The organism is Flavobacteriaceae bacterium HL-DH10, from assembly GCA_031826515.1.
GTDB lineage: Bacteria > Bacteroidota > Bacteroidia > Flavobacteriales > Flavobacteriaceae > Thalassobellus > Thalassobellus suaedae.
In genome coordinates this window covers 3,664,472-3,690,842 of the sequence record CP134536.1, presented here as the reverse complement: position 1 = coordinate 3,690,842, position 26,371 = coordinate 3,664,472, and the positions used below count along the sequence as shown (strand labels likewise).

Sequence of the window (26,371 nt, the reverse complement as noted above, 5' to 3'; positions counted from 1 at the left end):
CTTTATTTGGATAATTCCATAAAGGCATCTTCTATAGTTGGTTGTGTTTTTTCTATGGTTATATCAGAAAGACTTTGAGATTCTAAAAACTGTAATAAGTCTCTTGTGCTAAAATTTTCTCTCGTATCAATATAATGCACAAACTCTCCAAATGGAAACACGCTATATTGATATGAATAACTTTTTAAGCTTTTTATAAGTTGATACATGTTATTAGCCCCAATATTATAAATGGATTTAGGAAACTTTTTAACGAGGGCTTGAGGTGTCTCTATTTCTAAAATTTTTCCATCTTGAATTAATGCTATTCTGTCGCAAAGTTCAGCTTCATCCATATATGGTGTAGAAACTAAAATAGTAATACCTTTTTGTTGTAAACGCTTAAGCATTTCCCAAAATTCTTTACGAGAAACTGGATCTACTCCAGTAGTTGGTTCATCTAAAAATAAAACTTCTGGTTTATGAATTAGCGCACAGCACAAGGCTAGTTTTTGTTTCATACCTCCAGAAAGCTTTCCTGCTCTACGATTTTTGAAAGGTTCTATTTGTACATAGATTTCTTTAATTAAATCGTAATTCTCTTCAATGGTTGTTCCAAATATAGTTGCGAAAAAATTTAAATTTTCTTTAACTGTTAAGTCTTGATACAACGAAAATTTCCCTGGCATATAACCCACACCATTTCGTATTTTTTTATAATCATTAAACACATCAAAACCATCAACGTTTGCTGTTCCTTCATCTGGGATTAAAAGGGTGGTTAAAATGCGAAACAGAGTCGTTTTTCCTGCTCCGTCAGGACCAATAAGTCCGAAAAGTTCCCCTTTTTTAACCTCAAAAGAAATGTTTTGTAAAGCTTTTGCCTTTTTATACGTTTTACTGATATGTTTAACAGAAATGCTCAAATTAACTAATTCTGAATAGTGATTTTACTCTTCATAGTAACTTTTGAAGTAATTGAATTTGAAATTAAACAGGCTTTTTCAGATTTATCTAAAATACGTTCTGTACGTTCTCGTTTAGATTCGTCTGTAATGATGACTTCTGGAAACAATAATACTTCACTAATTACAAACTTACCATCTAGCTTCTCTAAAATCCCTTTGGAATCACATTTAAAACTGACAAATTCTAATTTTGAATATTCGGCAATAGCCAAAAAGGTAGTCATTAAACAACTGCTCACAGCTGCTGTAAATAAATGTTCTGGCGTCCAGATATTTGGAATTCCTTTATCAAACTCTGGTGGTGTTGCAACTTCTATGCAATAGGTTTCATTGGTTTCATTCTTTTTTAACTCTGGTGAGCACATCATTCCTTTTCGGTCTTGTGTCCAACTAATATTAACGTTATAAGTATGTTTTTCCATGATATTTAATTTAAATTAGTATTGAAAATAGGTGTTGTATTTATTGATGTTTTCCTCAATGCTATATTTTAATTTTGATGCATCTTCAACCGACTTTGAATTTAATAACACATCCAATTTTTGAATAAGCGGAAGCAACCATACATGTAAATTATTATGTGCTTTTCCTTTCATATCGCATTTTTTTATGATGGTATTTTTAACTTGATTCAGTTGTGTTGCTAAATGATGATACGCTTCAATCGATACTGTTTTTTCAGTTTTTAAAAGCGTTTGCATTTCTAAAACACCCTCATGAGTAGCTTTATTAACCTGCCATTTGGCGCCTTCGTTTAGTTTAATATCATTTATCCAATCATTATTAAGTATGTCTTCATGATGAACATCCATATTCATGTCTTTTTTTCAGCTTGTTTACAAGTAAAAAAAGATAAAGTCAGCAATAGTAGTATTGATATTGTTTTTTTCATGAATTCAAATTTATTCTTCTTGATTATTTAACCACATTTCGGCAGGCATACCAATTTTTATACTACCATCATTTTTAACATCAATTTTAACAGCATAAACTAAAGCGACACGCTCCTCTTTAGTTTGAATAATTTTTGGTGTAAACTCTGCTTCTGATGCAATCCAACTAATAGTCCCAATATACGATTTCATAGCATCGGCATCATCAATTTTCACAGTCATTTCTTGTCCTATTTTTAAACCTACTAATTGCGTTTCGCTCACATAAACCCTTAATTTCATGATGCTCAAATCGGCTATTTTATATAGTGGTTTTGCAAAAGTTGTAATTTCATTAGGCTCAGCGTATTTGGTTAAAACGGTGCCATTTATGGGATTAATTATTTTACTTTTCGTAATTTGATCATCAATTTGTTTTAATTGCACATCGATACTTTTTAGTTCATTTACCACAGGAGCATTTTGAATTTCAACACTTCTAATTTGATTTTTAATCACATTAACTTCACCTTGTACATCGTCTAATTGTTTTTGTGTACCAGCCTCATCTTTAATTAAATTTTCAATACGTTCCTTATTTGAATAAGCTGTTTTTAATTTGGCATTCAGTATATTAATTTGCGACAAAACACCTTTAGATTTTGATGTAATAATGGCTTTAGAAACCTGTAATTGTTCGCGTTTTAAGGCTAAAGAAGTGGTGTCTATAAAACCAACAAACTGTTCTTTTTTTAATAGATCTCCTTCACTCACGCTAAACTGCATTATTTTGCCATTATTTTCTGCAGAAACAGTTATTTCTGTAGCTTCAAAATTACCATAGCCATCGGCTTTTTCGTTTGTATGGCTACAAGCAATTAAACTTGTCATCCATGCGATTCCTAAAATATAATTGTAATACTTCATCTTTTTTTTTATTGCCCTTGAATAATATTGTAGTTTGCTTTTGTTAGTTGTAATAGGATTTTATGCTGTATCAACCTGTTTTCATCTTCATATAAATTGGTGAGTTCTGTAATGTAAGCTGATGATGTAATAATGCCATTTTTAAGTTGAGAGTCAGCAGCTTTAAGCACTGATTTTCTAAGTTCAATAATCGCCTTATCTGAAATAATAAAAGCTTCAATTTTATTAATAGTTTGCTGTTGTTGTTGAAGTTCAATATTTGTATTCAGTTTAAAAATTTCTGTTTCGGTATCAACCATATCTTTATTTATAACTAAAGATTGACGTTGCTTTTTATTAGTATTCCAATCGAATACATTCCAATTTAATTTAACACCTACCGTATAAAATGTTTGAAATGAATTATCTAGCATATTCAATCCTGGATTCCCATATCCACCCGTAGCAAAGCCCATTAATTTGGGTGCTCTTTTTTTTGATAGTAAGCTCTCAGATTGCTCTATTTCTTCTTTTTTATATTGAAAAAATTCTAATTCAGGGCGATTAATAGTCGTATTCGAGGGATTATCAATTAAAGGTATTTGAAACATTGTTGAAGCATCTAAAGACTTTGATATTAAACTAGAAAGTGTTTGTAACAATGCCATTTTATTATGATTAACTTCAATAAATTGCTGATTTATTTTTAATAATTCGGTTTCTAACACTTTGTCGGAAGCGGGGAGAAGTGCTCCATTTTTAATACCCGATTTTACTTCACTTAATTTAGATTCTATTAAGGCTTTTTTAGAATTTAATAACAGGGAATTTTCTTGTGAAAGCAAAATTGAAAAATACAGTTGGTTTACCTGTTTTTTTAATTGGTATAAACTAACTTCTACTTGTTTCTCTTTGGTTTTAAGTTGAGCTTCTTTTAAATGTAAAGAAGCATGGGTTGCACCTCCATTATAGATAAGCTGATTTACCGAAAGTGTAGCTCGGTACTGATCTTTATTTAAAGCCTCCATGCTAGCATTTGGTATAGGCACTTCAATAACATCGGACTGATAGGTTGCCTGAGCGTCTAAACTTACTTGAGGAAGCTTTTTGTTATTAATAACTTCGATATCTAATTGATTTTGTTGTTGCAATAACAGTGTTTGTTTTGCTAAAGGATAATTTACTAAAACCAAGTCATAACATTTTTGGAGTGTTACAATTTGCTGCCCCATTACAGGTAGTGCAAATAATAGGCTAACCCCAATTACAATTTGTTGTATATGATTCATCTGTTTATAATTATGGTTTGATAGCATTTATAATAAACTTAGAAACTTCTGTTTTACGTGATTCAATTAACTGATTATAAGTTACATCATCTGTATTTATTAAAGCTTTTATTAATGGCTTCCCTATAAAAGGAAACACATTAAGCGATAAAATGTTAATAAACAATTGCTCACCACTAATGGGTCTTAAAATGCCTTTTTCAACTTCTATATTTACTTGTTTTTTAAACTTTTCTAAATTAGGAAAGCCCGTATTATTCTTAATTTTTAAGATAAAATCTTCATTTCTATTCAATTCTTGAATAATAAAATTTGGCAAATAAGGATGCTTTATTATAAATGATATATAATTTGAAGTGAAATTTTTTATTTTCTCCTCAATTGTAGAATCATCATTTAATATGGCATTTAATTGTGGTGCTAATAATGAAAAAGCATTTTTAAAAACGGCTTCAAAAAGCAGTTGTTTACTTCTGTAATAATAATGAAGCATGGCTTTGTTAATCCCTGCTTTATTTGCTATTTCTTGCATTCTAGCACCATCCATTCCTTTGGTTTGAAATACTTGTTTAGCAGCATTAAGTATTTGATATTCTGTATTTTCGTCTTTTGTATTTTTCATTATTAACTTTATGGTTTAACCACTTGGTTAACAAAAATACAAAATACAATCATAATTCATCAAATATTTAAAGTATTAATCATTTCATCGGGTAAATTTTATAGTTCATGAGATTTTTTAGGTAGCAACAACCTAATATTTTAGTTTTGAATATATTAAACAATTAACTCCATCATGATTAAACTAATGCCCCTAATGTTTTTTGCGTGTTTAATAAGTTTTAGCACACTTTCAGCACAAGAATCTGCGAGTATTAACAATGATATTCCATTAAACTATAAGAAGAGAAATGCTGTTTACGATTTTTCGGAAAAGCATTTAAATAATACAGATACTATTCCTGATTTCGCTACCAAAACGGATAAACTTAGAATAACAGGAACAATTTATCAAAGTGATGGAAAAACACCTGCAAGTGATGTTATACTTTTTATACATCATGCTGATGAAAATGGTAATTACGAACTTAAAAAAGATGAAAATCGTAAGCGCTATATACATCATAGAGGATGGATAAAAACGGATACCGATGGACAATATACCTTCTATACTTTTATCCCTGGTAAATTTTTACGTTCAAAAGAATTAAAACAAATACATCGTACCATCAAAGAGCCTGGGAAACCAGAATACGAAATAACGTCGTTCTTTTTTGATGACGATCCATTATTACCTGACTTAACTTTAGCATGTCGTGCAAAAGCCGTGATGAGTATGTTAAAACTTAATAAAGAGGAGAATATGTATGTTGCTAAAAAAGATATTGTTCTAAAAGAAAGTATTATACTAAACCAGTAGTAAACGACTATACAATAGCGTTAATCCCACCACACAACAAAAAACTTTTGAACAGCACCTTTAGGGAATTTTACCCAACATAAAGGCGCTGTTTTTTTATTTATTAAAACGGTTATTTTTTCAAGAAATTGGTTATAGGGTAGCCAATCTATTTGAGTTTGAACTTCTATTAACCAATCTATTTTGTTAGGAATATAAAATTTACATGTAGCAAACTGTTCTACTTCAGAAAAAGGAATATAGAACCCTTTTAAACAATCCTTATTTAATAACCTAAAATCAATAGTATTAGCGTGATACGGTATAAATAATTGTGCTTTAAAATAAACCCGTTGCCATATACTTTCAGCTTTTAAATTCAAAGTATCTAAATGCGGTTTTGTATATATATTATGAAGTAGCGGTAATTGTTTGTTCTTTAATTTGGTTAACTTTTTTAATAGATTATCATTTCTATTAGGACCAATCCAGTGCTCAATTTCTGTAGAACCTAAATTGGGATCATATAAATAAAACTTATAAATAATTTCTAAATGAATTGGAGTTTCATCACGCTTTAAAATACAATCTAGCTCTCCTATGGTTAATTTTTCATTCTGTATTTGTATGTTTTCCAACAATACGTGTATATGCTTGTTTTTTTCTAATTCAGCAGTAACAAAGCGTTCTACACGTTTTCCTAATCGTAAATTATCAGGAATCATTTCATTAAAAACAAGATGATCTTGTTTATTTAGTTCTAGTTGTTTTAACCCAAAAACCTCATGCGTTTTCCAAAGCAACGGTGTGTTTAAATACCCTTGATATTGTAATTGTATCTGTTTAAATTTTAAATCCATAATGTGCTAAAGTATAAGATGTGGCTTAAATAATAAATACAATTTATATGTTTTTTATATTATAAATGTGATATGTTTTGTATTTTAGAAGTATTAACTAATTGTTTATTTTAATAAAGATTTATCTATTCTGAAAAGTTAGTATCGAGAATCAAATTTTTAGTTTTAAAATTGTTCTCTATACAATTGTGATAAAAAGTCGGAATCACCCGAACTGACATGTAAATAGCAAGAATTAATTAAAAAGCTGAACGCATAAATTAATACCCGTTTTAAGATGAAACTTATAAATTACAGTCTTGTTTTTATTGCTTTAACCTTTATATCTTGTGGAGCATCAAAAACAACAGCTACAGCTGCTGAAATTGAAGCTTTAAACATACTAATAAAAAATAAACAATTCACTATTGAATCCGATTGGGCATACCCACAAGTTACAAATGCCATGCAGCAAGTTTTAAATTCTGGCTTATTGCAACCAGGAAGTTCTGCAGGTAGCATAAGCTTGGTAGGAAACACTAATTTTTTAACTGTTTCTGGAGATAGTATTTCGTCATATCTGCCATATTTCGGGGAACGTCAAATGCAAGTAGACTATGGCGGTACTGATTCAGGGATACAATTTAGTGGTTTAATGAAAGATTATAAAACTGTAAAAAACAAAGATCAGAGCTTTGATATTACATTTAACGCTAAAAGCAATAATGAAAATTTCAATGTCTATATAAAAATTTATCCCAGTTTAAATACTGATATGACGCTTAATAGTTCTTCTAGGTTTCCAATACGATATTCTGGAGTTGCTAAACCAAAAGAAAAACAAATATCTAAATAGTATTATAGATATATTATGAAAAATTAGGAACAGCAATTTCTTAATCAAAATGAAGTCTATAAAACAGTTCCATTTTAAAAATAGCTCCATCTTTAAAACGTTCGTTTAGCTGGGTTCTTTTATCACCAAAATAAAAAGAACTTAACGCCAAATCAATTTTATCATCAGCATCAAATACTTTATAATTTCTACTTACCGCATAACCAACTTTAGTATTTAAATAGATGGATTTACTTAACCTAAACCTCAAATAGCTCACCAATTCGTTAGATGTTTTAGATACATAAGCACCATTTGCGCTATAACTCTGATTTTTTAAAGTGTAAGTTGTTCCTAGTCCATCAAACCGCATTCCAACCCAAGTCTTTTTTCCTGTTTTATAATTAATATCTCCAATAATAGGCAGGTTTAGATTCGCTTCAAATTTCTTGTTAGCACTTTTATAATATAAACCAAAAATAGGGACTAGTATCAATCCGTATTTTTCGGTATTAGCATACACACCATATCTGTATTTTAAATCAGTACGCTTTTTTTTGTGAATAACGATAATAAAGCCAGTTGATGATTCTCTTTTGAAACCTTAATAGCATCAGAAGCTAATTTAGAATACAGCATAAAAGTTGCAGACCACGTATCGTTAAACGTTCTATTAATACCAACATTTAAACCAATAACATCTAAGTTTTCTTTGGATGAATTTGCATCTAGTTTAACCTTTGTTTTATTAGCAAACAACCCTGTTAGTAAAATGGTTTTCTCGTTAATAACAACAGGAAAATTAAGTTCTAAAGCTAATTCTTGAACAGTTGTTTGTGCATCTGTAATTTCAAAATTATTATTAGGTGTATTGGTATAGGTAACGTTTAAAACGTCAAAATAATTTTGAGAAAACCCTTGAAAAAATAAACAACTAAATAAACTAAACCATATATATTTCATTTTGTATATTTTAAACACGGAGTAATTTACGGAATTCTAATGGTTAGTTTTTGTAATTAACAACGGTAAGATTATTTTAAAATAAATACTAGACCTTAGGCAGAATCAAAAGATATTCAAATTATAAATATTTTTTGTTAAACTTTACTTGATTAATAAATAGAATAATAAACTAAATGAAGCTATTCCAGATGAAAGTGTCATTATCTTTGCCTAAAATTATAATATGTCAAAATTATTTTCTGATTTAGGAATTAATCAGTCTTTTCAAAAAGAGTTAGCAAGTTTACAAATTTCTGTTCCAACAGATATTCAAGAAAAAGTTATTCCTGTTATACTTAATCAAAAAGAAGATCTTGTAGCTTTAGCCAAAACTGGAACTGGTAAAACTGCTGCTTTTGGATTGCCTTTGTTACAGTTAATAAATACAGACGATGTAACAGTGCAAGCCCTAATATTAGCACCTACAAGAGAATTAGGACAGCAAATTTTTTCTAATTTGATGTCGTTTACGTCACAGAGTTCTACTATTTCTATAGCTTCGGTATGCGGTGGTATTCCTATAAAACCTCAAATAGAGCGTTTAAAAACACCAACTCATATATTGGTTGCAACACCTGGTCGTTTAGTCGATTTAGTAAAACGTGGAGCTATTAATATTAAAACCGTAAAGTATTTAGTGTTGGATGAAGCCGATGAAATGGTAAGTGCTTTAAAAGAAGATTTAGATACTATTATTAAAGACCTCCCAAAATCGAGACGTACTTTATTGTTTACAGCCACTATGCCTGGAACTATTAAGCAATTGGTACAGAATTACATGTCTAAGCATGTGGTACAGATTGAAGCAGATATGACAACTATTGGTCATCAAGGAATCGATCATCAATATGTTGTAGTAAAACCTATAGAAAAACTAGAAGTTTTGCTTCATTTTTTAAATACTAAGGAAGGCCAACGCGGTATCATTTTTTGCAAAACCAAAGCGGCGGTAAACAAATTAGCAAAAAACTTAGCTATTAATAAATTCTCCTCGGGTGCTATTCATGGAAGTTTAACACAGGGTATTCGAGACCGCATTATGGGACAGTTTAGAGAAGGCTACATTGATATTTTGGTGGCAACCGATTTAGCCGCTCGTGGAATTGATGTAAAGGATCTTGCCTTTGTTGTAAATTATCATTTACCAGATACTTACGATGCTTATGTGCATAGAAGCGGGCGTACCGCCAGAGCAGGAGCAAAGGGTTTATCTTTAAGTGTGATTCAAGAAGATGAACTTGCCGATATTCCAGAATTTGAATCCGAATTAGGCATTACATTTACGCCTTATAAAAAAGCAGATACACAAAGTATCGAACAAAATAACGGACTGCTTTGGGCTAAAAAAATATTTAAAACGAAACCAAATCGGGATATTCCAGAAGATTTTAAAGCGCAAATAAAGACCATTTTTCATCATTTAACTAAAGACGAATTAGTAGATAAAATCTTGTCTAATTATATTGCAGAAAACAAGACCATAGTTGAAAAACCAGCCGTTAAAAAGAAGAAATAATACATGGCCAAGTATATAAAAGCACAGCAAGATATTTTAGATAAACTGAATATTAAAGCACTCAACCCTATGCAGGAAGATGCCTTAGTTGCTATTTCTAATAGCGAAAATGCGGTATTGCTTTCTCCAACAGGTACAGGTAAAACAGTTGCTTTTTTATTACCAACCATTGCTACTTTAAACAACGATTGTGACCATGTACAGTTGCTTATTTTAGTGCCTTCGCGTGAGTTAGCTATTCAAATCGAACAAGTAATACGCACCATGGGTTCTGGTTATAAAGTTAATGCGGTTTATGGTGGCAGACCTTTTTCTAAAGACAAAATAGAATTAGCACACCCACCAGCTATATTAATTGGTACTCCAGGTCGTATAGCAGACCATTTACGTCGGGAAACGTTTTTAGTTGAAGATATTAAAACCTTAATTTTAGATGAATTCGATAAATCGCTAGAAGTAGGTTTTGAAAAAGAAATGAGTGAAATTATTAGCCTACTTCCACATATTAAAAAACGCATTTTAACATCGGCAACTCAAGATATGGACATCCCTGCTTTTGTTGGATTACAAAACGAATTGGTAATTGATTATTTAGGAACTAAAATCTCTAACCTTGTAATTAAAAAAGTGGTCGCTCCTGATAAAAACAAGCTTCAAACCTTAGTCGATTTATTGTATCATATTGGTAATAAACCAGGGATTATTTTCTGCAATTATAAAGATACTATTCAATATGTAAGCGATTTTTTAAACAAAAACAAAATTGCTCATGGCTGTTTTCAGGGTGGCATGGAGCAAATAGATAGAGAACGTGCTTTAATCAAATTTAGAAATGGAACGCATCAAATCATTATTGCTACCGATTTGGCTGCTCGCGGATTGGATATTCCAGAACTTAATTATATCATACATTATCAATTGCCATTAAAAGGTGAGGAGTTTACCCATAGAAACGGTAGAACAGCACGTATGAATGCCGAAGGAACCGCCTATGTTTTACAATGGGAAAAAGAATATCTTCCTGATTTTATCACCACAAAACATATTGAAAAATTACAAACAAAGACCACTAAAATAGAATCCCAATGGGCAACTTTATTCATTTCTGGCGGAAGAAAAGATAAAATATCTAAAGGCGATATCGCTGGCTTGCTTTTTAAACAATGTGATTTAGAATATTCTGAAATTGGCGTTATTGAATTAAAGCAAGACTGTGCTTTTGTGGCAGTTCCTAAACAAAAAGTAAAAAGTATTGTAGCAATAATCAATAATACTCGTTTAAAAAAGAAAAAGGTACGGGTTAATTTGATTTAGTTAAACCTTTCGTGTCCGAATTTTAAAACATGCTTTATGAATACAAAATCAAAAATACACCAATCATAATACCCATTAATGGGACTAACTTTTTGCGTTTGTTCTTTTCTTTAAAAACTAAACCGCCAACCACTACTGCTATAAGTATCTGGCTCCTTTTTATAGCCGAAAGTAACATAATTAAAGCCTCAGGGTCTTGCAGGGCTTTAAAATAAAAATAATCTGCCGTTTGTAGCAACACACCTACTGCTATGATTGTCCACCGCCATTTAAACGCTTTTCTTTTTTCGGCATAAGGAAACCAACGTACCGATAATATTACTAGTAAAATAAGCACGGTATACCAACAAAACCAAAACTGTAAGGTTTGTGGGTTTAAAGTTAAATTCTGAATTAAGAACTTATCGTATAAACCACTAGAAGCACCTAAAAAAGTGGCAGCAATAATGGCAAACACCCATTTATTACTCTTAAAATGAATGCCTTCTTTTTTTCCTATTTTAGAATAGAGTAGTACCGAAAAAATAATAAGAAAAAAACCTAACCATTGTAGCACATTAGGTTGTTCGTTATAAATTAAAATAGCACCAATAAAAGTGAAAAACGGACCAGCTGAGCGTATGGGGGTTACAATAGTTATGGGTAAATACTTTAAAGCCTGATATGCCAAAACCCAAGAGGCTGCCATCATCATCGATTTTATAAAAATAAAACCATGCGTTTTCCAAGGAATTCGGGTAATATAAAACCCTAATTGTTTAGTGAACTCTGGAAAATAAATCGAACCAATAAAAAACGGAAGTAACAACAAAAAACCAGAACTAATAGTTCCTAAAAGTACAGGGAAAACCTCATTGTTTTGTACAGCATGTTTTTTACATAAATTGTGTAATCCTAAAAAAAGTGCAGCCAATAATCCTAAATACATCCACATGGCGCGAATATAGTTTTTTAGGAGATTTTAGGTTATAAATAGTTTGGTTTTTTTAGGGTTTTATTTATATGATTGTTCCTTTTTAAAAACGATGTATTATTGGATTGAAGAAGCTATTCATTATATAAATATTATGTGTATTTAATCAACTATGTAGTTAACTAACTATATTTTAGTATCTTTATAATAATTATTCAAAAATGGAAAGAGATTTTATTAAAGAACTTGGTTACAAATCTTTAGATAATAGATTAAAACGTATTAGTGATAGAATGTCACATGATACAAGAAAATTCTTTAAGCAAATCAATATAGATGTTGAACCAAGTTGGCACTTAGTATTCAAATTATTAAGAGAAGAAAACATGCTAACAATGGTCGAAATTGCGGAGCAGTTAGGTTATACACATCCATCTATGGTTGTTATGCTTAAAAAGATGACATCAAAAGGTTATATAATGTCTGAAAGAGACGCTTTAGATAAAAGAAAACAAAACATTAAACTAACTCAGAAATCTATTGACTTGCTTCCTGAATTAGAACATATTTGGAACAGTTGCGAAGATGCTATTTATAAAATGCTAAAAGAAGATTTATCCATACTTAAGTATCTTGATGATATTGAGGCATCATTAAAATCTATTCCATTTAACGAACGCTTTTATAACGAATACCAAAAACCAAAAAGATGAAGACTCACAACAACACAGAACAAAAAAATCTAGCGCTTACAAGAAGAGGTATGATTAGAACTTTAGGATTTGGGTTAAGTTTTACTGCACTTCCTTCCTTTATGTCATCAGCAATGACAGAGATATCAATTGATGCTTTAGATCATGGAGAATGCATTATTCCTGTAGAAGAAAATGAACTAATTGAAATGCAAAAATTTATTGAAGATTGTATTGCTGCCAATAAAGAATCTAATCCTCAAGAAGCTGTTAAAGCCGTTTTAGCTAAAGGAGTTTCTAACCCTTCAGCTATGTTAAAGGCTATAGGCGAACCAACAGAGGCAGGTTTAAAGGTTTTTCTCCGCTCAAAAGAGTTAACAATTTTCGCAGCCTCATGGACACCACAAATGAATCTTATGCCCCACAACCACCATATGTGGGCAAACATTGGTATATATACTGGACGAGAAGACAATATAATTTGGGAACGTAATAAGGAGAATGAGTTGAAAGCAGATGATGTAAGATGTTTATTTGCTGGAGATGTTGCAACCTTAAATACAAATGCCATACATTCTGTAACAAATCCGCTTCAAAGATTTACAGGAGGGCTTCATATTTATGGTGGCGATTTCTTTGCTACCGAACGTAGCCAGTGGAATCCAGAAACGCTTAAGGAAGAACCTTCTAATGGTGATGTAATCCGTAATATTTTTAAGAAAGCAAATGAACAAATGCGTAGAATGAAAAACGATTAGTATTATTCTCAACTATAAAAAATTAAAATTATGAAACGAGAATTAATATCAAGTGGAAGTCCTTATGAAGATATTGTTGGATTTAGTCGTGCTGTGCGGGTTGGACCATTTATTGCAATTGGGGGAACAGCACCAATAGATACAAAAGGAAATACAGTAGGGATTGGGGATATTTCTTTGCAAACCCAACAATGTTTGGAAACTATTAAAATAGCTTTAGAAAAAGCAGGTTCTAGCTTAGACGACGTGGTTAGAACACGAATACTACTAGTAGATATAGAAGATTGGAAAGCTGCTGCCAAAGTAAGAGCTTCTTATTTTAAAACTATAAAACCTGTTGATACTATCATGCAAGTATCTCGTTTTATTAATCCAGATTGGTTAATTGAAATTGAAGTAGATGCTATTAACACCTCATAAAATTTCTACTAACTGATTAATAAAGTTGAGTATTAAAATTCATGTGAATTTTAATAAGAACAAGATAAATCTTGTGTACAAACATTCTTTAAAAAGGAATTTAAAGCATCAAGTTTCAAGTATACTATCCCTAAAAACAGGAAATTAATGACCATGCAACACTAAGAGTATGAGTGAAGTTATTAAAAAAAATCAATTATAAGTTTAAATCAGCAATATGTTCTAAATGATATATATCATTTTGGGAGCCAGCTAATTAATATAAATTTATTGATAAACTTATTAAAAACAAATAGATATGAAAAAGATAGTAATTTTTTTCTCAATTTTCGGTTTACTGGCATTACATAGTTGTACCCAAAAAACAGATGTGAATGCACTCCTTAAAGATACCGAAACCAAAAACGAGATTTTTGATGCAATAGCAGAAAACCATGATTATATGATGGGTTTTATTGAAAATATGAGAACCAATAATCATGCAATGCAAATGATGCAAGGAAATGAAAATATGATGGGAACAATGATGCAAGGTAAAGGCATGCAGATGATGATTAATGACAGTACTATGATGGGGAATATGATGCAAATGATGCATAAAAATGGTATGATGAGCGATGCGTGTATGCAAGAAATGATGCAAATGATGAGTACGAAAGCTATGTGGAATAACACTCAAAATGAACCTAATTAGTAAACTAGATTTAACTTAAAAACAATAATTATGCATGATTTTCACGGACATTTTTGGGGGATGCATTTTATATGGTGGGCTGTATGGATAATTCTCATAATTTGGATTTTTGCCTCTCCCTTTAAAATACCTTACCAAAGTTCAAAAAAAGATAGTCCTTTAGATATTTTAAAAAAACGTTTTGCAAAAGGAGAAATTTCTAAGGAGGAATTTCTAGAGGCTAAAAAAGCTTTAAACGCTGAAAATTAACATATAACTTACTTAAATAAACCACTATGGAAGTCCTTAGTGGTTTATTTTGAAAAGGTTTAAGTCAATAACACGTTAGATTTTTTAATAGATCAAATTAAAATAGAAGGCGGTTATGGACATTGTAATTTCACAGTAGCAGATATCATAAAAGCTATCAACGCCTTACCTAGTTAAAAACAGTAATTAAAGTTATTTTTATAGCCTTCTATGTAGTTTTTTATACAAAGCTCTATTTAGCAGCATAAACCAGAAAATGCAAAATATAAATGTTATTTTTTGGATTAAAGGAAGTGTGTCGAGTAATAATTCGGTTTCGTAAATATAATAATTGGTCAAAAACAAAATCAGGCAGATAATTCCCAGCACAAATAGCAAGGTATAACGGTCTATATAAAGCTCTACAATAGCAATAATGAGTGCTATGGTTCCAAAAACACCTGCAATACGTAAAACGATATCATGAACATCGGAAGCTAAAAACAAAGTAATAGTCATGGCAAGGATGCCTGCGGTCCTCATAATTTTTTGTGCTTTACTTTTTACTGTAAATAATTTTGGTAAATAAATCCAAAGTAAGATTAAACTAAAACAAAGCGTAGCCAGCGCCAAACGCGCATAAGTTCTTGCCGTATTTTGCAAACCATTTATGGTTTGTACATTTAATAAATCACATAAATAATTAGTCTTAAAATTAAATCCAGCTTGATTAGGATACACATAAGAACCTCCGGAATACTGCATAATAGCAATAACATAAAAAACAACAAAAACTAGCATTCCAACTATAGGTAGCCAAACAAAGTTACGTTGCATTTTATTGTTAAAAAAAGTCATTGAACATAGATTTAAGCTATAACGTAATGAATAAATATATAAAAGCAGGCTGTTAATCACCATGATTTAGATCATGTCGAGGGATGCTACTCTTCATTAAGACGATTTGATTTTATAAGATAACGCTACCTAGATTTTTGATGCAGTATTCATGGTGAATACCTTAAAGAAATAACATGCTTATTACTGCTAATCGAACACCTTTTTTCGAAATGACCATTGGAGCGCATTGGAATGACTTATATATGCTATGATATCAAATAACAAATTGCTACAAATCTTAGACCATTTGTTTCTAACAAAAAAGGTTGTCTTAATTAAGACAACCTTTTTAAAAAAAATAATTTGATACTATTTTAAACTTTCTAATAATTTTTCGGCAACTAACTCAGATGATGCTGGATTTTGACCTGTAATTAAATGGCCATCTTGAATAGCATAACCTGCCCAATCTGCTTTTTTAGAGTAGATGCCACCTTTTTCGGCTAGCATGTCTTCCACTAAAAATGGTACCACATCTGTAAGTCCAACAGCTGCTTCTTCAGTATTTGTAAATCCGGTCACTTTTTTACCTTTTACAAGTGGTGTGCCATCTGCATTTTTCACACCTTTTAATGCTGCTGGTGCATGACATACAAAAGCGATTGGTTTTTCCTGACTATTAAATTTTTCGATTAAAGCAATAGATGTTGCATCGTTTGCTAAATCCCATAATGGTCCATGACCACCTGGATAAAATACAGCATCAAAATCGTCTGGATTCATATCTGCCAATACTTTGGTGTTTGCAATATGCGCTTTAGCCTCAGGATCGTTATCAAAACGTTTTGTTGCTTCTGTTGCTGCATCAGGTGCATCACTGCTTGGATCTATAGGTGCCGCGCCTCCTTTTGGAGTTGCAATAGTAATGTGTGCACCTTGATCTAATAATGTGTAATACGGATTTGCAAATTCTTCAACCCAAAACCCCGTTTTTTTTCCTGTATCTCCTAATTTATCATGAGATGTTAATACAAATAATATATTCATTGTCTTTTCTTTTTTTAATGTTGTTTGTGCTTCCAAAACGTTTTCAGAAGCTGTCTTTTTAGTCTCTTTACAACTTGAGACTGCAATAATAGTTAGCACGAATGCTACTTTTTTTAATAGGGTCATACACCAAATTAATAAGCCATTTTCACAATTTTCTCCACTTTTTCAGGCGATAATGATTGATGTTCACCTAATCCTGTCCAACCACGATCTGTAAAACGTTTTGCAATTTCTTCTGCAGTGCCTTCGTAATCTTTTGTATAATCAGATAATTTGGTATCGATGCCTAAGTCGTGAAAAAAAGCGACTGTCTTTTCGATTGCTGCGTAGGCTTTATCATCTGTACTACCTTCGGTAATATTCCAAACGCGTTCACCATATTGCGCTAATTTTTCTTTTTTAGCTTCAAAATTAAACTTGTAATGGCTTGGAGCAATAACCGCTAAGGTACGTGCGTGATCAATACCAAATAAAGCGGTTAATTCGTGTCCCATCGCATGAACAGCCCAATCTGTTGGTACACCTTTTTGGATTAACCCGTTTAAAGCCATGGTACAACTCCACATAAAGTTTGATGCCGCTTTATGATCCGTTGGATCTTTTAAAACTTTAGGCGCTACTTCAATTAAGGTTTGTAAAATGCTTTCTGCAAAACGATCTTGCAATAAGGCACCGATGGGATAGGTCATATATTGTTCTAAAACGTGTGTAAAAGCATCTGTTAACCCATTTGCTAATTGACGTTGTGGAATGGAGGCAATCACTTGAGGATCGAGTATTGAGAACTCAGGAAATAAACCAGGACCGCCCATGGCTAGTTTTTCTTTAGTATCTGCTCTTGTAATTACAGCTCCGGAATTCATTTCAGATCCTGTAGCTGGTAAGGTTAACACGGTACCAAAAGGCATCCCTTTTTCAGTTCTGATATTTTTAGATAAAATATCCCAAGGGGTGTCGCCTTCATATAAAGCAGCAGCCGATAAAAATTTAGTCCCGTCAATAACCGAACCACCTCCAACGGCTAATAAATAGGTGATATTTTCGTCTTTAATAAGTTTTAAAGCTTCCATCAACACGGCATATTCCGGATTGGCAGGAATACCACCAAACTCAATAACATCGACGTTTGCTAAAGCTGTTTTTACCTGATCGTAAATACCATTTTTCTTGATACTTCCGCCACCATAAAGTAATAATACTTTGGCATCTTTAGGGATTTCATTTTCTAGTTTTTCTATAGTGTTCTTGCCAAAAATAATTTTGGTAGGATTTTTAAATTCAAAATTGTTCATCTTCCTTTTCTTTTTTTAAGTTGTTAATATGTATTAGTTACAATCCTTTAATTATTCGATGACGGTTACTAAATCTTCCATAGGTTTTCTAACCTTTTCAAGATTTACCAACCAATCTTCATCATCTTGTCTGTAACCTAATGGTAATAAAACAGCACTGCGCAATCCTTTTTCTCGTAAGCCTAAAATATCGTCTACAGCAGCTGGATCAAAACCTTCTATCGGTGTAGCATCCACACCTTCAAAAGCTGCAGCAGAAATGGCTTGCGAAAATGCTATATAAGCTTGTTTAGAAGCATGGTTAAAGTTTTCTTCAGGATCTTTTTGCGGATAAGAATTTAATAACATTTGTCGGTAATTTTCCCATCCTTCATTTTTAAATCCGCGTATGTCGTTTGTTAAATCGAACATATAGTTAATTCTATCTGCGGTATAAGTATCCCAGGCAGCAAAAACCAGTAGGTGAGAGCAGTCTGTAATCACAGATTGATTCCAGGCTACGGGCCTTATTTTTTCTTTAACGGCTTGATTTTTAATAACAAAAATCTCGAAAGGTTGTAAACCACTAGATGTTGGGGCCAAACGCGCAGCTTCCAGAATGCGGTCAATTTTATCTTCTGCTACTTTTTTACCACTCATGGCTTTTGCAGCATATCTCCAGTTTAATCTATCTATTAATTCCATATTATGATTCTTTAAATATTTTTTGCTATGTTTTTTATGTCGTTTGAAGTGATTATGACTTCGGTATGACTTGTATTATTGGCTAAATGTATCATGGCTTGTGCGATAGTTTCAGCATGAATTATTTTGTATTTTTTTAATGATCCTATAAATAGAGGTTGGATTATTTTAACCACAACCAAACCGATTTTTTCTAAGGGGCGTCGCTCATTACGCTTACCACCAATTAACGAAGGCCTTAATATAAATGTGTGTTTTATGTTTTGTTGCAACACATCGTGTTCCATCTCACCTTTTGTTTTATTATAAAAGACACTACTTTTTTTATTAGCACCCATGGCTGAAACCACTAAAAAAGTAGGGATGTTATTTTCTTTGGAAAGCTTGGCAGCAGTTACAGGAATACCATAATCTATCTGTTTGTAAAGCGTTTTATTTGGTGTTTTTTTAGCTGTAGTACCAATACAGCAATACACTTCATCTGCGGTAAAATCTGCTTTAAATTGATCCAATTCCAATAGGTTCCCTATAAACTGTTTTACTTTATTTGGTAAGCCTTCAATTTTTGTACGCGAAAACAATTTGATGGTCTCATAGCGGTCATCTTTAAGTAGTTTCTCAAGCAAAACATGCCCCGTTAAACCTGTAGCTCCTAATATTATAGCTGTTTTTTTCATCTTAGTTACAAACCTTTATACTGCTCCAGGCCGATTGATATGCTTCTTCAATATGTGTTTTATCTAACTTAAAGGCGCCACGTTTTTGAGCAATCATTAAAAAAGATAGCGGATTTATAGCATAGGCATATAGTAAGTAATCTGATATCGGTTTTATAATACCTTCTTCTTTACCACGTTCCCAAAGGTCGAGTAGGGGTTGTAAATGCTTAATACCTTCTTGTCTACTTGGTTCGTCAATCATTGGTGTGTTATCACACTGTGCTAAAAACATGGCGTTTTTACATTCCTTGAGCTTAAAATCAGCAATCCGTTTCCAAATGAGTTCAAAACCAGCTTCAACAGACATCGTGTCATTATAGGTTTCAAACGCATAGTCTGTGTATTTTGCTTTTACTTCTATGTATGTCTTATTAACTAAATCTTGCTTGTTTTCAAAATACAAATAAATGGTAGCAGGGGAGACGTTAGCCATTTGTGCAATTTTGCTCATGGGTGTGGCATGAAAACCATTGTTGTTTACCAACTCAATAGTGGCCTTTATAAGGGCGTTACGTTTGTCTATGCTTTTTTGAAGTTTCGCCATTTTATTATGATTATTCAGCAAAGATACTAAAAAATGAATGTTCATTCTTTTTTTAACATAACTTTAAAATAATATGTTTAATAGTAAAATTTAAGAAATCTGTATAGAAGAGAATTCTATAAAATAGAAGCAACAGGCAGCTTATTTTTATGAGAACTAATTGAAAACTCTAAGCAATCAGATTTTATTTAACAATTTTGGATTTCATTTTTTTAACAGGTAGCATTTCTTCTGGGAACGGGAAGAGTATGGTTGAGTTTTTTTCTGCTGCTATATTAGAAAGCGTTTGATATAAACGTAGTTTGATAGCAGAAGGCGATTGGTCAATAAGCTTTCCTGCCTCTAGTAGTTTTCCTGCAGCTTGTTCTTCTGCTAATGCTAAAATAATTTGTGCTCTACGAGAGCGCTCAGCTTCTGCTTGGTTTGCCATCATACGTCGCATGTTTTCAGGCAATTGAATATCTTTTATTTTAACATCGTTAATCTCAATGCCCCAATCTTTGGTTTCCTTTTCTACAATTTGCTTAATGTTTTTACCCATTTCTTCGCGCTTAGAAAGTATCGTGTCTAATTCTACTTTACCACAAACATCTCTAAGTGCTGCCTGTGCCAATTGGGTAATGGCAAACTTATAAGTCTCAACTTCTAATACCGCTTTTTTAGGATTGTTAATTTTAAAAAAAACAACGCCATCGATACTACACGGCACATTGTCTTCGGTCATTACTTCCTGTGAATCAATATTGAATGTAATGACTCTAACATCAACAATTTGAATGGTTTCAACAAAAGGAATAATCCATCGAAACCCAGGCTGTAAGGTAGTTACGAATTTCCCAAATCTGAATTTAATAGCTCTCTTATATTCAAAAATGATTCGAATACCAGACACTAGAAATAGCACAATGATAATAGCGAATATGCTTAATGGATTCATTATACAAGGTATTAAAAGTTAAATATTTACAATAAAATAAGTACAAACAACAATGTATTAGTTGTATGCTCTTTTTATATTAATCATGTATTGAACAAGTTTATAAGTTGAACGATACGATGATTATGAATCATTCTAAAGTTACGCTTTTTTTAGATAAAAATGATGTTATATTGTTGATTTTTAACATGTTTAGTTAAATTTAGGTGTCGATTATTTCATATAACGACAAATATATAATGTTCCACGTTAAGTAACTTGAGCTTTGCTCTCCTCATCTTTATGATATAAAGTGGCCTTTACGAGTAAACTCTTTTTATGCGACTAATCTTTGCTGAGCACAGCCAAAGTATAGGAGGGAAGTTTGATACCTATGTAATAAAATATTTTAATGAACTATTCAATATGTTGATATATATCATTTTAAGTTAAAAATGTTTTTTTAACCTTTAGTAAACAAACATTATACGAACTAAATTCAATTTATATCATGAAGGTTCCAACTAATCAAAAATTTCGTCCTTTACTATTCTTCAATAAGAATAAAAGGCTAACATCATTTTTATCGATATTCTTAACGCTTTTGTTTTTAAACCTGACTATAGGCTGTTCGTATTATAATGTAAGAAGTGTAACGACCAGCCCAGAAACCTTAGCAACCAATATTGATAACTTTGCAAAAGCTCAAAAATATGTCGTTATACATTCGGGAATGGAAATTTGGCATTTAAATAATCTTAAATTAAATGAGCAGCAAAAAACAATGTCAGGCCTTGTAAAAAAGATAGACCCCATTCATGTTTCAAAAAAACCTAGAGAATCAAAAAGAACTCATATTTACAGTGGAAAGAAAGAGGTGTTAAATGAAGTTCATTTCTACCTAAGCACCCAAAACATGATCAATTATGATGAACAAATAACAATTCCTTTTTCTGCTATTAATTCTATTTCAGTTAACGATAAAAATACGGGTCGCTCTATAGCTTATGCGGCTTTAGGAACTATTGGTGTTATAGCAGTTATAGGAATTATTTATGCTTTAACAAAAAGCTCTTGCCCGTTTATATACATTCAAAACGGTGAAGAATTCATTTTTACTGGTGAGCTTTATCCTGGTGTTTTAACGGCAAATCAACAGCGTGATGATTACTTATTATTACCTAATATAGCAGATGTTAATAATGTATATAGTATCAAAATTACAAATGAATTGAAAGAGATTCAATATACTGATTTTGTTCAACTATTAGAAGTTAATCATCCAGAGCATGTTAAAGTATTACTAGATAAAAATGGCAATCCGAATACGTTTTCAAACATCATGTCTCCCGTTAATGTGTTGGTAGATAATTTAAAAACAGACGGTAGCCCTGCCTTGGCTAAAGACAATACGTCTTATTTGTTTGATTCAAAAATGAACACGTCAAGTAGCACAAGAAACATTGAATTGAAATTCAATAAACCCATAGATTCTGAAACAGCGAAATTATTCTTAACCGTTAAAAATTCTATGTGGTTAGATTATGTTTTTGGAAAATTTAATGAACAATTCGGGACGTATTACAATCAATTTCAAAAAAATCAACAAGAAACTACTAAAGAAAAAAGTACAATCTGGATGAACGCCCAAAACATACCATTATCGGTGTATTTAAAAACCAATACGGGTTGGGAATTCGTTGATAGAGTAAACACGGTAGGTCCCATGGCTTCAAGGGATATTGCTGTTCCTATCGATTTAAAAAATGTTACAGGAAATGACGTTGTCGTAAAACTTGAAACTGGTTTTATGTTTTGGGAAGTAGATTATGCGGGTATTGACTTTACTGAAAATTTGCCGTTGGATGTTAACTATATTAACCCTGATGAGGCGATTGATGGAAACCATACTAATGTAACAGAACTACTATCTGCATCAGATCAAAATTATTTTGTTCAACCCAATATAGGAGACGAAGTGGTAGTTCATTTTAAAATAAATGAACCGAAAGCAGATTTAAATAGAACCTTCTTTTTAAAAAACAGAGGCTATTATAATTATATAAGAAACTATGATGGTGAGCCTAATTTTCAAAAACTTAAACTATTTAAAGAAGCAGGCGCATTTACTGATTTTTCAAAATATGAATATGAAGCCTTAATGGACTATGAAAATCAATTTGATTTAGCCTCTAACACTAAATAAAAAAGCGCAATGCTAGTTGAACTTCAAGAAGAACGGATAAAAAATACGAGATTAATTTCAACAACAGTCGAGACTTCTAGCTCCCCGAGAATGGTAACTGGTTTGAGGTTGAGAATAACGCAATTAAGAATAAAATTAACCTTCCTAAAAGTTATTATATCCTGTTATAATAATCCCATAGACTGGATACAATCCCTGCGTTATTTAATTCAATTACGAAGACGTTTTCTAGGAAGTAACAAAGTCCATAAAATGGTGTATGTAAATGGTAAATACCATATAGGTTTATATACACCAGGGTGGAACAGCAACATATATGAGGAATATATTGCGTCTCAGCTTAGCGATTTTAAACCAATAACAAAACGTAAGGTGAATAGGTTTAATACCGTTTTTTTAGCCATTACTAAAAAATGTGCTTTGCAGTGCGAACATTGTTTTGAATGGGATAATTTAAACAAGAAAGATGTTTTAGAAACCAACGACTTGCAAGCTATAGTTAAACGAATTCAGGATAAAGGTGTTAGTCAGATTCATTTGTCGGGTGGGGAACCTTTAATTAAAATGAATGCTGTGGTTGAACTTTTAAATAGCGGAGATAAATCATCAGAATTTTGGGTTGTTACTTCAGGTTATAAATTAAATGAAAACAACGCCAAGCGTTTAAAAGAAGCTGGTTTAAAAGGTGTCGTTATTAGTTTGGATCATTTTATTCCGAAATTGCATAATACGTTCAGACATTTTAATGACGCCTATTACTGGGTTGAAGAAGCTGTAAAAAATGCAAACAAAAATCATATAATTACAGCACTTTCGCTCTGTACTACCAAAGACTTTGTCTCTGAAGAGAATCTCATGTCGTATATGGAATTGGCAAAAAAACTAAAGGTGTCGTTTGTGCAATTTTTAGAACCCAAAGCAGTAGGTCATTATGCTAATAAAGATGTATTTCTAAATGAAGAACAAATAGATATTTTAGAAATTTTTTTAGAAAAATGAACTTCACAAAAGCGTATAGTTCATATCCAATTATTATCTACCATGGCTATTATCAACGTAGAATAGGCTGTTTTTCGGCTGGAAAAAAAGGCATGTACATTGATACAGATGGTGACATGAATGCGTGTCCATTTTGTCACAAAAAAACTGGACATGTTTTAGATTCAAATTTTGATCAAAACCTGGAAGTTTTAAAATCGGAAGGCTGTCATACGTATCATATGAATTGATTTTATTGGATCAGTTCTATTTATAGCGCATACACCAGCCTGTGCTTTGGTATACACCTAAAAAATCATCTACCTAACTCTTTATTTTTTGCTTTTTTTGTTGATTAATAGGAGGCCTTTCCTTGTCAACAGCATCTATTGATGCCTTGGGGTTCATTAAAATAATGCGTCCATCTTCACTAATATCACTATAATTAATGATATAGTTTTTCACATCTTCAACACTTAAATCCGGATTGATAGCCCATATTTTTCCAGCCAAATTGGCCACATTGGGTGACGACATTGATGTTCCCGACATTTTTAATCTATCACCTCCAGGTACATAACTCTCTACATCAAAACCATTGGCATGAACATCTACATTTTCTCCAAAACTAGAAAAACCTGTTTCTTCTCCCGTTTGATCTACAGCTCCAACAGTAAGTATATTCGGCAAATTAAAAGAAGAAGGAATATCCTCATAAAACTCGCTGTCTTCATCAGAATTTCCAGCAGAAGTAATAAACAAAATATCTTCAGCATCCTTGATAGCATTATAAAATGCTAATTTTCCAATATCAAAAATCTCTCGAGCCATATTTTTTCTTTCCTCACTATCTGCTCCAACACCATGTTTCTCTAAAGCTGTTTCAATGCCTTGAGGAGAACCGCCAAAACTCATATTAACTATACGAACTCCTGTGGATTTAAAATAGTTGATAGTTTCAATGGTTTCCTTAGCATTATTTTTGGCTTTCTCAATGGTTGGTAATTCAGGCATTAATTTATATCCAAATGTAATTCGTGCCACTAGCAAATTTGCTGCAGGGTTATTAAGTACAGCAATTCCAGCAACATGGGTTCCATGCGCATAGTTTCCAAAAAAATTGAGATCTTCAATAAAAGATTTGACTTCATCAGGTTTTAACCCTGACATCATTTTTTTTAAACTTTCGGCTTGTTCACTTTCAATATTAGCCTGTAAATCTATTAATCCTTTGTACAATTGCAATGTTTGTGACACGTCAACTTTTTGCGCCTCGGAAAGTTTTATCAAATTGCCAGTTATTTTGTTTGCATGTAAATCATGAGCAATCCCGTTAACATCATCAATATACCCATTACCATCATTATCAATATTATCAATTTTTTCCTGACTATTCACATACATGTTATCAGGGAATAAGGTATGGTCAATTCCACTATCCCAAATGGCAATTGTTACTGGACTCAAATTGGAACGATTTGTTAAATCCACATCTCTATCTTTCCAAATATTCTTTTTTTCAACATGATTAGCGTCTAAATATGTTTTATAAACGCTAGCAATAATGCCTTTGTAAGGCAAAATATATCTTGCTAAATACTTGTAATTGATCAATGCGCTGGCAAAATCACCACTTAGTTCACCACCTTTAGATGCAGGGTCTATATTTTCTGTAATCAACCCTTCAATCAGGTTTTCCGAATAAATCTCCATTGATGACTTACTGAATTTTATATCGTCTCCTACAACCTCATATTCTAGAGGCGCAACTAATTTCTCTAATTCGGCTTGATAAGCAGTGTTAAACGCCATAGAAGTCGACGTTTTATGTTTAGCAACAGCATTTAAATAGGCAAAGGTTAGTAAACCTGATGTTTGTATTTGTGCTGGTTTTTTCTGTAAAGATTTAATCATTTCAGATTTAGCCCGTCCTGCTTCAAATTTTTGCTCAAAAAGGTCTATAGATCGCAATGTTGATAATATACTTTTCTTTAAAGTTACATCTTCTATAACGTAAGTGTTTTTAAGAGATAGGTAATTTTTTTCTACTTCCAGATACAACTTTCTAAATTGATCGTCATTCTTATACACAACAGAAGCGAGGCTGTCAATTTTATATGTGAATCTCGGGATATCATCAACAGATTGAATGGTATCACGTTGTCCATAAGTTGAGAAAACACTGCAAGAAAATGCTAGAATTAAAAAAATAAAATTTTTCATGGAAGTAGTGGATTAATTGGTTTAGATTTTTCAATCACTTATAAAGGTAAGCATAATAAAAGATATAAAAACTAAGCATCTGTTTAATAGAGAATTATAGTAGTAATTATGTTAAAATCACTAATAAGCACTATGACGCTTATTGTTGTGAAATGTACTATAATGTACCGTGTGAAGTTTATCCTGAGCGCAGTCGAAAGGTAACTTGAGCTTTGCTCACTTGTTTAATAATTTGATAAATTGGTGTTCACGAATCTCCTTTTAGTCGATTTGGGCAAAAGCGAAGTTTAAA

General features: G+C 31.9%; 30 protein-coding genes. 12 read left to right on the top strand and 18 right to left on the bottom strand.

The window, feature by feature from the left end:
* Positions 1 to 2: 2 nt before the first annotated feature.
* The 6 genes from RHP49_15660 to RHP49_15635 all read right to left on the bottom strand — a co-directional run bounded on the left by RHP49_15660 (position 3) and on the right by RHP49_15635 (position 4,636).
* Positions 3 to 905 (bottom strand): ABC transporter ATP-binding protein, encoded by a 903-nt coding sequence (locus RHP49_15660; protein ID WNH12315.1) that lies wholly within the window; start codon positions 903 to 905, stop codon positions 3 to 5.
* A 5-nt stretch (positions 906 to 910) separates the two neighbouring features.
* Positions 911 to 1,369, bottom strand: a complete 459-nt coding sequence (locus tag RHP49_15655; protein ID WNH12314.1) for an OsmC family protein — start codon at positions 1,367 to 1,369, stop codon at positions 911 to 913.
* A gap of 15 nt (positions 1,370 to 1,384) precedes the next feature.
* Positions 1,385 to 1,759, bottom strand: a complete 375-nt coding sequence (locus tag RHP49_15650) for a hypothetical protein (GenBank protein ID WNH12313.1) — start codon at positions 1,757 to 1,759, stop codon at positions 1,385 to 1,387.
* Positions 1,760 to 1,849: 90 nt separating this feature from the next.
* Entirely contained in the window at positions 1,850 to 2,746 is an 897-nt protein-coding gene (locus RHP49_15645; protein ID WNH12312.1) for an HlyD family efflux transporter periplasmic adaptor subunit, read from the bottom strand.
* Between the two features lie 8 nt (positions 2,747 to 2,754).
* Complete coding sequence (locus RHP49_15640) at positions 2,755 to 4,014, bottom strand: TolC family protein (protein WNH12311.1); 1,260 nt, start codon at positions 4,012 to 4,014, stop codon at positions 2,755 to 2,757.
* Positions 4,015 to 4,024: 10 nt separating this feature from the next.
* Complete coding sequence (locus RHP49_15635; GenBank protein WNH12310.1) at positions 4,025 to 4,636, bottom strand: TetR/AcrR family transcriptional regulator; 612 nt, start codon at positions 4,634 to 4,636, stop codon at positions 4,025 to 4,027.
* A gap of 195 nt (positions 4,637 to 4,831) precedes the next feature.
* Here RHP49_15635 and RHP49_15630 point away from each other — a divergent pair, with 195 nt between their 5' ends.
* A complete protein-coding gene (locus RHP49_15630; GenBank protein WNH12309.1) occupies positions 4,832 to 5,434 on the top strand; it encodes a hypothetical protein in 603 nt (200 codons plus the stop codon).
* A gap of 20 nt (positions 5,435 to 5,454) precedes the next feature.
* Here the strand turns inward: RHP49_15630 and RHP49_15625 are convergent, their stop codons facing one another.
* Positions 5,455 to 6,273: a DUF1853 family protein gene (locus RHP49_15625; protein WNH12308.1), complete on the bottom strand. Its 819-nt coding sequence runs from the start codon at positions 6,271 to 6,273 to the stop codon at positions 5,455 to 5,457.
* A gap of 277 nt (positions 6,274 to 6,550) precedes the next feature.
* On the opposite strand from RHP49_15625, the gene RHP49_15620 reads away from it, so the two are divergent.
* Entirely contained in the window at positions 6,551 to 7,108 is a 558-nt protein-coding gene (locus RHP49_15620; GenBank protein WNH12307.1) for a DUF4251 domain-containing protein, read from the top strand.
* Positions 7,109 to 7,148: 40 nt separating this feature from the next.
* On the opposite strand, the gene RHP49_15615 is transcribed toward RHP49_15620, so the two are convergent.
* On the bottom strand, positions 7,149 to 7,610 hold the full coding sequence (locus tag RHP49_15615; GenBank protein ID WNH12306.1) for a DUF6268 family outer membrane beta-barrel protein: 462 nt from the start codon (positions 7,608 to 7,610) through the stop codon (positions 7,149 to 7,151).
* 14 nt (positions 7,611 to 7,624) lie between these two features.
* Positions 7,625 to 8,050: a hypothetical protein gene (locus RHP49_15610; GenBank protein WNH12305.1), complete on the bottom strand. Its 426-nt coding sequence runs from the start codon at positions 8,048 to 8,050 to the stop codon at positions 7,625 to 7,627.
* Between the two features lie 226 nt (positions 8,051 to 8,276).
* Between RHP49_15610 and RHP49_15605 the strand changes: the two genes are divergently transcribed.
* Positions 8,277 to 9,608: a DEAD/DEAH box helicase gene (locus tag RHP49_15605; GenBank protein WNH12304.1), complete on the top strand. Its 1,332-nt coding sequence runs from the start codon at positions 8,277 to 8,279 to the stop codon at positions 9,606 to 9,608.
* 3 nt (positions 9,609 to 9,611) lie between these two features.
* Positions 9,612 to 10,922: a DEAD/DEAH box helicase gene (locus RHP49_15600; GenBank protein ID WNH12303.1), complete on the top strand. Its 1,311-nt coding sequence runs from the start codon at positions 9,612 to 9,614 to the stop codon at positions 10,920 to 10,922.
* Between the two features lie 34 nt (positions 10,923 to 10,956).
* Here the strand turns inward: RHP49_15600 and RHP49_15595 are convergent, their stop codons facing one another.
* A complete protein-coding gene (locus tag RHP49_15595) occupies positions 10,957 to 11,856 on the bottom strand; it encodes a DMT family transporter (GenBank protein WNH12302.1) in 900 nt (299 codons plus the stop codon).
* Between the two features lie 200 nt (positions 11,857 to 12,056).
* On the opposite strand from RHP49_15595, the gene RHP49_15590 reads away from it, so the two are divergent.
* From RHP49_15590 to RHP49_15570, 5 genes are all read left to right on the top strand, one after another.
* Complete coding sequence (locus RHP49_15590; GenBank protein WNH12301.1) at positions 12,057 to 12,548, top strand: MarR family transcriptional regulator; 492 nt, start codon at positions 12,057 to 12,059, stop codon at positions 12,546 to 12,548.
* Positions 12,545 to 13,285 carry a hypothetical protein gene (locus tag RHP49_15585; protein WNH12300.1) on the top strand — a complete coding sequence of 247 codons (741 nt, stop codon included), beginning with the start codon at positions 12,545 to 12,547 and terminating at the stop codon, positions 13,283 to 13,285. Before RHP49_15590 ends, RHP49_15585 begins: the two co-directional genes overlap by 4 nt.
* Before the next feature lie 30 nt (positions 13,286 to 13,315).
* Positions 13,316 to 13,705: a RidA family protein gene (locus RHP49_15580; protein ID WNH12299.1), complete on the top strand. Its 390-nt coding sequence runs from the start codon at positions 13,316 to 13,318 to the stop codon at positions 13,703 to 13,705.
* Positions 13,706 to 14,003: 298 nt separating this feature from the next.
* On the top strand, positions 14,004 to 14,399 hold the full coding sequence (locus RHP49_15575; GenBank protein WNH12298.1) for a hypothetical protein: 396 nt from the start codon (positions 14,004 to 14,006) through the stop codon (positions 14,397 to 14,399).
* A 30-nt stretch (positions 14,400 to 14,429) separates the two neighbouring features.
* Complete coding sequence (locus RHP49_15570) at positions 14,430 to 14,648, top strand: SHOCT domain-containing protein (protein WNH12297.1); 219 nt, start codon at positions 14,430 to 14,432, stop codon at positions 14,646 to 14,648.
* A gap of 198 nt (positions 14,649 to 14,846) precedes the next feature.
* On the opposite strand, the gene RHP49_15565 is transcribed toward RHP49_15570, so the two are convergent.
* The 7 genes from RHP49_15565 to RHP49_15535 all read right to left on the bottom strand — a co-directional run bounded on the left by RHP49_15565 (position 14,847) and on the right by RHP49_15535 (position 20,693).
* Positions 14,847 to 15,485, bottom strand: a complete 639-nt coding sequence (locus RHP49_15565; GenBank protein WNH12296.1) for a hypothetical protein — start codon at positions 15,483 to 15,485, stop codon at positions 14,847 to 14,849.
* Between the two features lie 351 nt (positions 15,486 to 15,836).
* Positions 15,837 to 16,640 (bottom strand): type 1 glutamine amidotransferase domain-containing protein, encoded by an 804-nt coding sequence (locus RHP49_15560; protein WNH12295.1) that lies wholly within the window; start codon positions 16,638 to 16,640, stop codon positions 15,837 to 15,839.
* Positions 16,641 to 16,648: 8 nt separating this feature from the next.
* Positions 16,649 to 17,809, bottom strand: coding sequence for an iron-containing alcohol dehydrogenase (locus RHP49_15555; GenBank protein ID WNH12294.1), 1,161 nt, complete (start codon positions 17,807 to 17,809; stop codon positions 16,649 to 16,651).
* A 51-nt stretch (positions 17,810 to 17,860) separates the two neighbouring features.
* Complete coding sequence (locus tag RHP49_15550) at positions 17,861 to 18,493, bottom strand: NAD(P)H-dependent oxidoreductase (protein WNH12293.1); 633 nt, start codon at positions 18,491 to 18,493, stop codon at positions 17,861 to 17,863.
* 11 nt (positions 18,494 to 18,504) lie between these two features.
* Positions 18,505 to 19,170, bottom strand: coding sequence for an NAD(P)H-binding protein (locus RHP49_15545; protein ID WNH12292.1), 666 nt, complete (start codon positions 19,168 to 19,170; stop codon positions 18,505 to 18,507).
* A 1-nt stretch (position 19,171) separates the two neighbouring features.
* A complete protein-coding gene (locus tag RHP49_15540) occupies positions 19,172 to 19,756 on the bottom strand; it encodes a TetR/AcrR family transcriptional regulator (protein ID WNH12291.1) in 585 nt (194 codons plus the stop codon).
* A gap of 184 nt (positions 19,757 to 19,940) precedes the next feature.
* The gene (locus RHP49_15535) at positions 19,941 to 20,693 is read right to left on the bottom strand and encodes a slipin family protein (GenBank protein WNH12290.1); all 753 of its coding nucleotides are present in this window, start codon (positions 20,691 to 20,693) and stop codon (positions 19,941 to 19,943) included.
* A 490-nt stretch (positions 20,694 to 21,183) separates the two neighbouring features.
* Here RHP49_15535 and RHP49_15530 point away from each other — a divergent pair, with 490 nt between their 5' ends.
* The 3 genes from RHP49_15530 to RHP49_15520 are packed head-to-tail and all read left to right on the top strand — an operon-like array spanning position 21,184 to position 24,107.
* On the top strand, positions 21,184 to 22,878 hold the full coding sequence (locus tag RHP49_15530; protein WNH12289.1) for a hypothetical protein: 1,695 nt from the start codon (positions 21,184 to 21,186) through the stop codon (positions 22,876 to 22,878).
* 9 nt (positions 22,879 to 22,887) lie between these two features.
* Complete coding sequence (locus RHP49_15525; GenBank protein ID WNH12288.1) at positions 22,888 to 23,877, top strand: radical SAM protein; 990 nt, start codon at positions 22,888 to 22,890, stop codon at positions 23,875 to 23,877.
* A complete protein-coding gene (locus tag RHP49_15520; protein ID WNH12287.1) occupies positions 23,874 to 24,107 on the top strand; it encodes a hypothetical protein in 234 nt (77 codons plus the stop codon). Before RHP49_15525 ends, RHP49_15520 begins: the two co-directional genes overlap by 4 nt.
* 73 nt (positions 24,108 to 24,180) lie before the next feature.
* Here the strand turns inward: RHP49_15520 and RHP49_15515 are convergent, their stop codons facing one another.
* On the bottom strand, positions 24,181 to 26,079 hold the full coding sequence (locus RHP49_15515) for a S8 family serine peptidase (GenBank protein WNH12286.1): 1,899 nt from the start codon (positions 26,077 to 26,079) through the stop codon (positions 24,181 to 24,183).
* Positions 26,080 to 26,371: the final 292 nt, after the last annotated feature.

Bases quoted from the DNA above. Each gene is read 5' to 3' on its own strand.
- RHP49_15655 (WNH12314.1), bottom strand. From the start codon at position 1,369: ATGGAAAAACATACTTATAACGTTAATATTAGTTGGACACAAGACCGA.
- RHP49_15650 (WNH12313.1), bottom strand. From the start codon at position 1,759: ATGGATGTTCATCATGAAGACATACTTAATAATGATTGGATAAATGAT.
- RHP49_15645 (WNH12312.1), bottom strand. From the start codon at position 2,746: ATGAAGTATTACAATTATATTTTAGGAATCGCATGGATGACAAGTTTA.
- RHP49_15640 (WNH12311.1), bottom strand. From the start codon at position 4,014: ATGAATCATATACAACAAATTGTAATTGGGGTTAGCCTATTATTTGCA.
- RHP49_15635 (WNH12310.1), bottom strand. From the start codon at position 4,636: ATGAAAAATACAAAAGACGAAAATACAGAATATCAAATACTTAATGCT.
- RHP49_15630 (WNH12309.1), top strand. From the start codon at position 4,832: ATGTTTTTTGCGTGTTTAATAAGTTTTAGCACACTTTCAGCACAAGAA.
- RHP49_15625 (WNH12308.1), bottom strand. From the start codon at position 6,273: ATGGATTTAAAATTTAAACAGATACAATTACAATATCAAGGGTATTTA.
- RHP49_15620 (WNH12307.1), top strand. From the start codon at position 6,551: ATGAAACTTATAAATTACAGTCTTGTTTTTATTGCTTTAACCTTTATA.
- RHP49_15610 (WNH12305.1), bottom strand. From the start codon at position 8,050: ATGAAATATATATGGTTTAGTTTATTTAGTTGTTTATTTTTTCAAGGG.
- RHP49_15605 (WNH12304.1), top strand. From the start codon at position 8,277: ATGTCAAAATTATTTTCTGATTTAGGAATTAATCAGTCTTTTCAAAAA.
- RHP49_15600 (WNH12303.1), top strand. From the start codon at position 9,612: ATGGCCAAGTATATAAAAGCACAGCAAGATATTTTAGATAAACTGAAT.
- RHP49_15595 (WNH12302.1), bottom strand. From the start codon at position 11,856: ATGTGGATGTATTTAGGATTATTGGCTGCACTTTTTTTAGGATTACAC.
- RHP49_15590 (WNH12301.1), top strand. From the start codon at position 12,057: ATGGAAAGAGATTTTATTAAAGAACTTGGTTACAAATCTTTAGATAAT.
- RHP49_15585 (WNH12300.1), top strand. From the start codon at position 12,545: ATGAAGACTCACAACAACACAGAACAAAAAAATCTAGCGCTTACAAGA.
- RHP49_15580 (WNH12299.1), top strand. From the start codon at position 13,316: ATGAAACGAGAATTAATATCAAGTGGAAGTCCTTATGAAGATATTGTT.
- RHP49_15575 (WNH12298.1), top strand. From the start codon at position 14,004: ATGAAAAAGATAGTAATTTTTTTCTCAATTTTCGGTTTACTGGCATTA.
- RHP49_15570 (WNH12297.1), top strand. From the start codon at position 14,430: ATGCATGATTTTCACGGACATTTTTGGGGGATGCATTTTATATGGTGG.
- RHP49_15565 (WNH12296.1), bottom strand. From the start codon at position 15,485: ATGACTTTTTTTAACAATAAAATGCAACGTAACTTTGTTTGGCTACCT.
- RHP49_15560 (WNH12295.1), bottom strand. From the start codon at position 16,640: ATGACCCTATTAAAAAAAGTAGCATTCGTGCTAACTATTATTGCAGTC.
- RHP49_15555 (WNH12294.1), bottom strand. From the start codon at position 17,809: ATGAACAATTTTGAATTTAAAAATCCTACCAAAATTATTTTTGGCAAG.
- RHP49_15550 (WNH12293.1), bottom strand. From the start codon at position 18,493: ATGGAATTAATAGATAGATTAAACTGGAGATATGCTGCAAAAGCCATG.
- RHP49_15545 (WNH12292.1), bottom strand. From the start codon at position 19,170: ATGAAAAAAACAGCTATAATATTAGGAGCTACAGGTTTAACGGGGCAT.
- RHP49_15540 (WNH12291.1), bottom strand. From the start codon at position 19,756: ATGGCGAAACTTCAAAAAAGCATAGACAAACGTAACGCCCTTATAAAG.
- RHP49_15535 (WNH12290.1), bottom strand. From the start codon at position 20,693: ATGAATCCATTAAGCATATTCGCTATTATCATTGTGCTATTTCTAGTG.
- RHP49_15530 (WNH12289.1), top strand. From the start codon at position 21,184: ATGAAGGTTCCAACTAATCAAAAATTTCGTCCTTTACTATTCTTCAAT.
- RHP49_15525 (WNH12288.1), top strand. From the start codon at position 22,888: ATGCTAGTTGAACTTCAAGAAGAACGGATAAAAAATACGAGATTAATT.
- RHP49_15520 (WNH12287.1), top strand. From the start codon at position 23,874: ATGAACTTCACAAAAGCGTATAGTTCATATCCAATTATTATCTACCAT.
- RHP49_15515 (WNH12286.1), bottom strand. From the start codon at position 26,079: ATGAAAAATTTTATTTTTTTAATTCTAGCATTTTCTTGCAGTGTTTTC.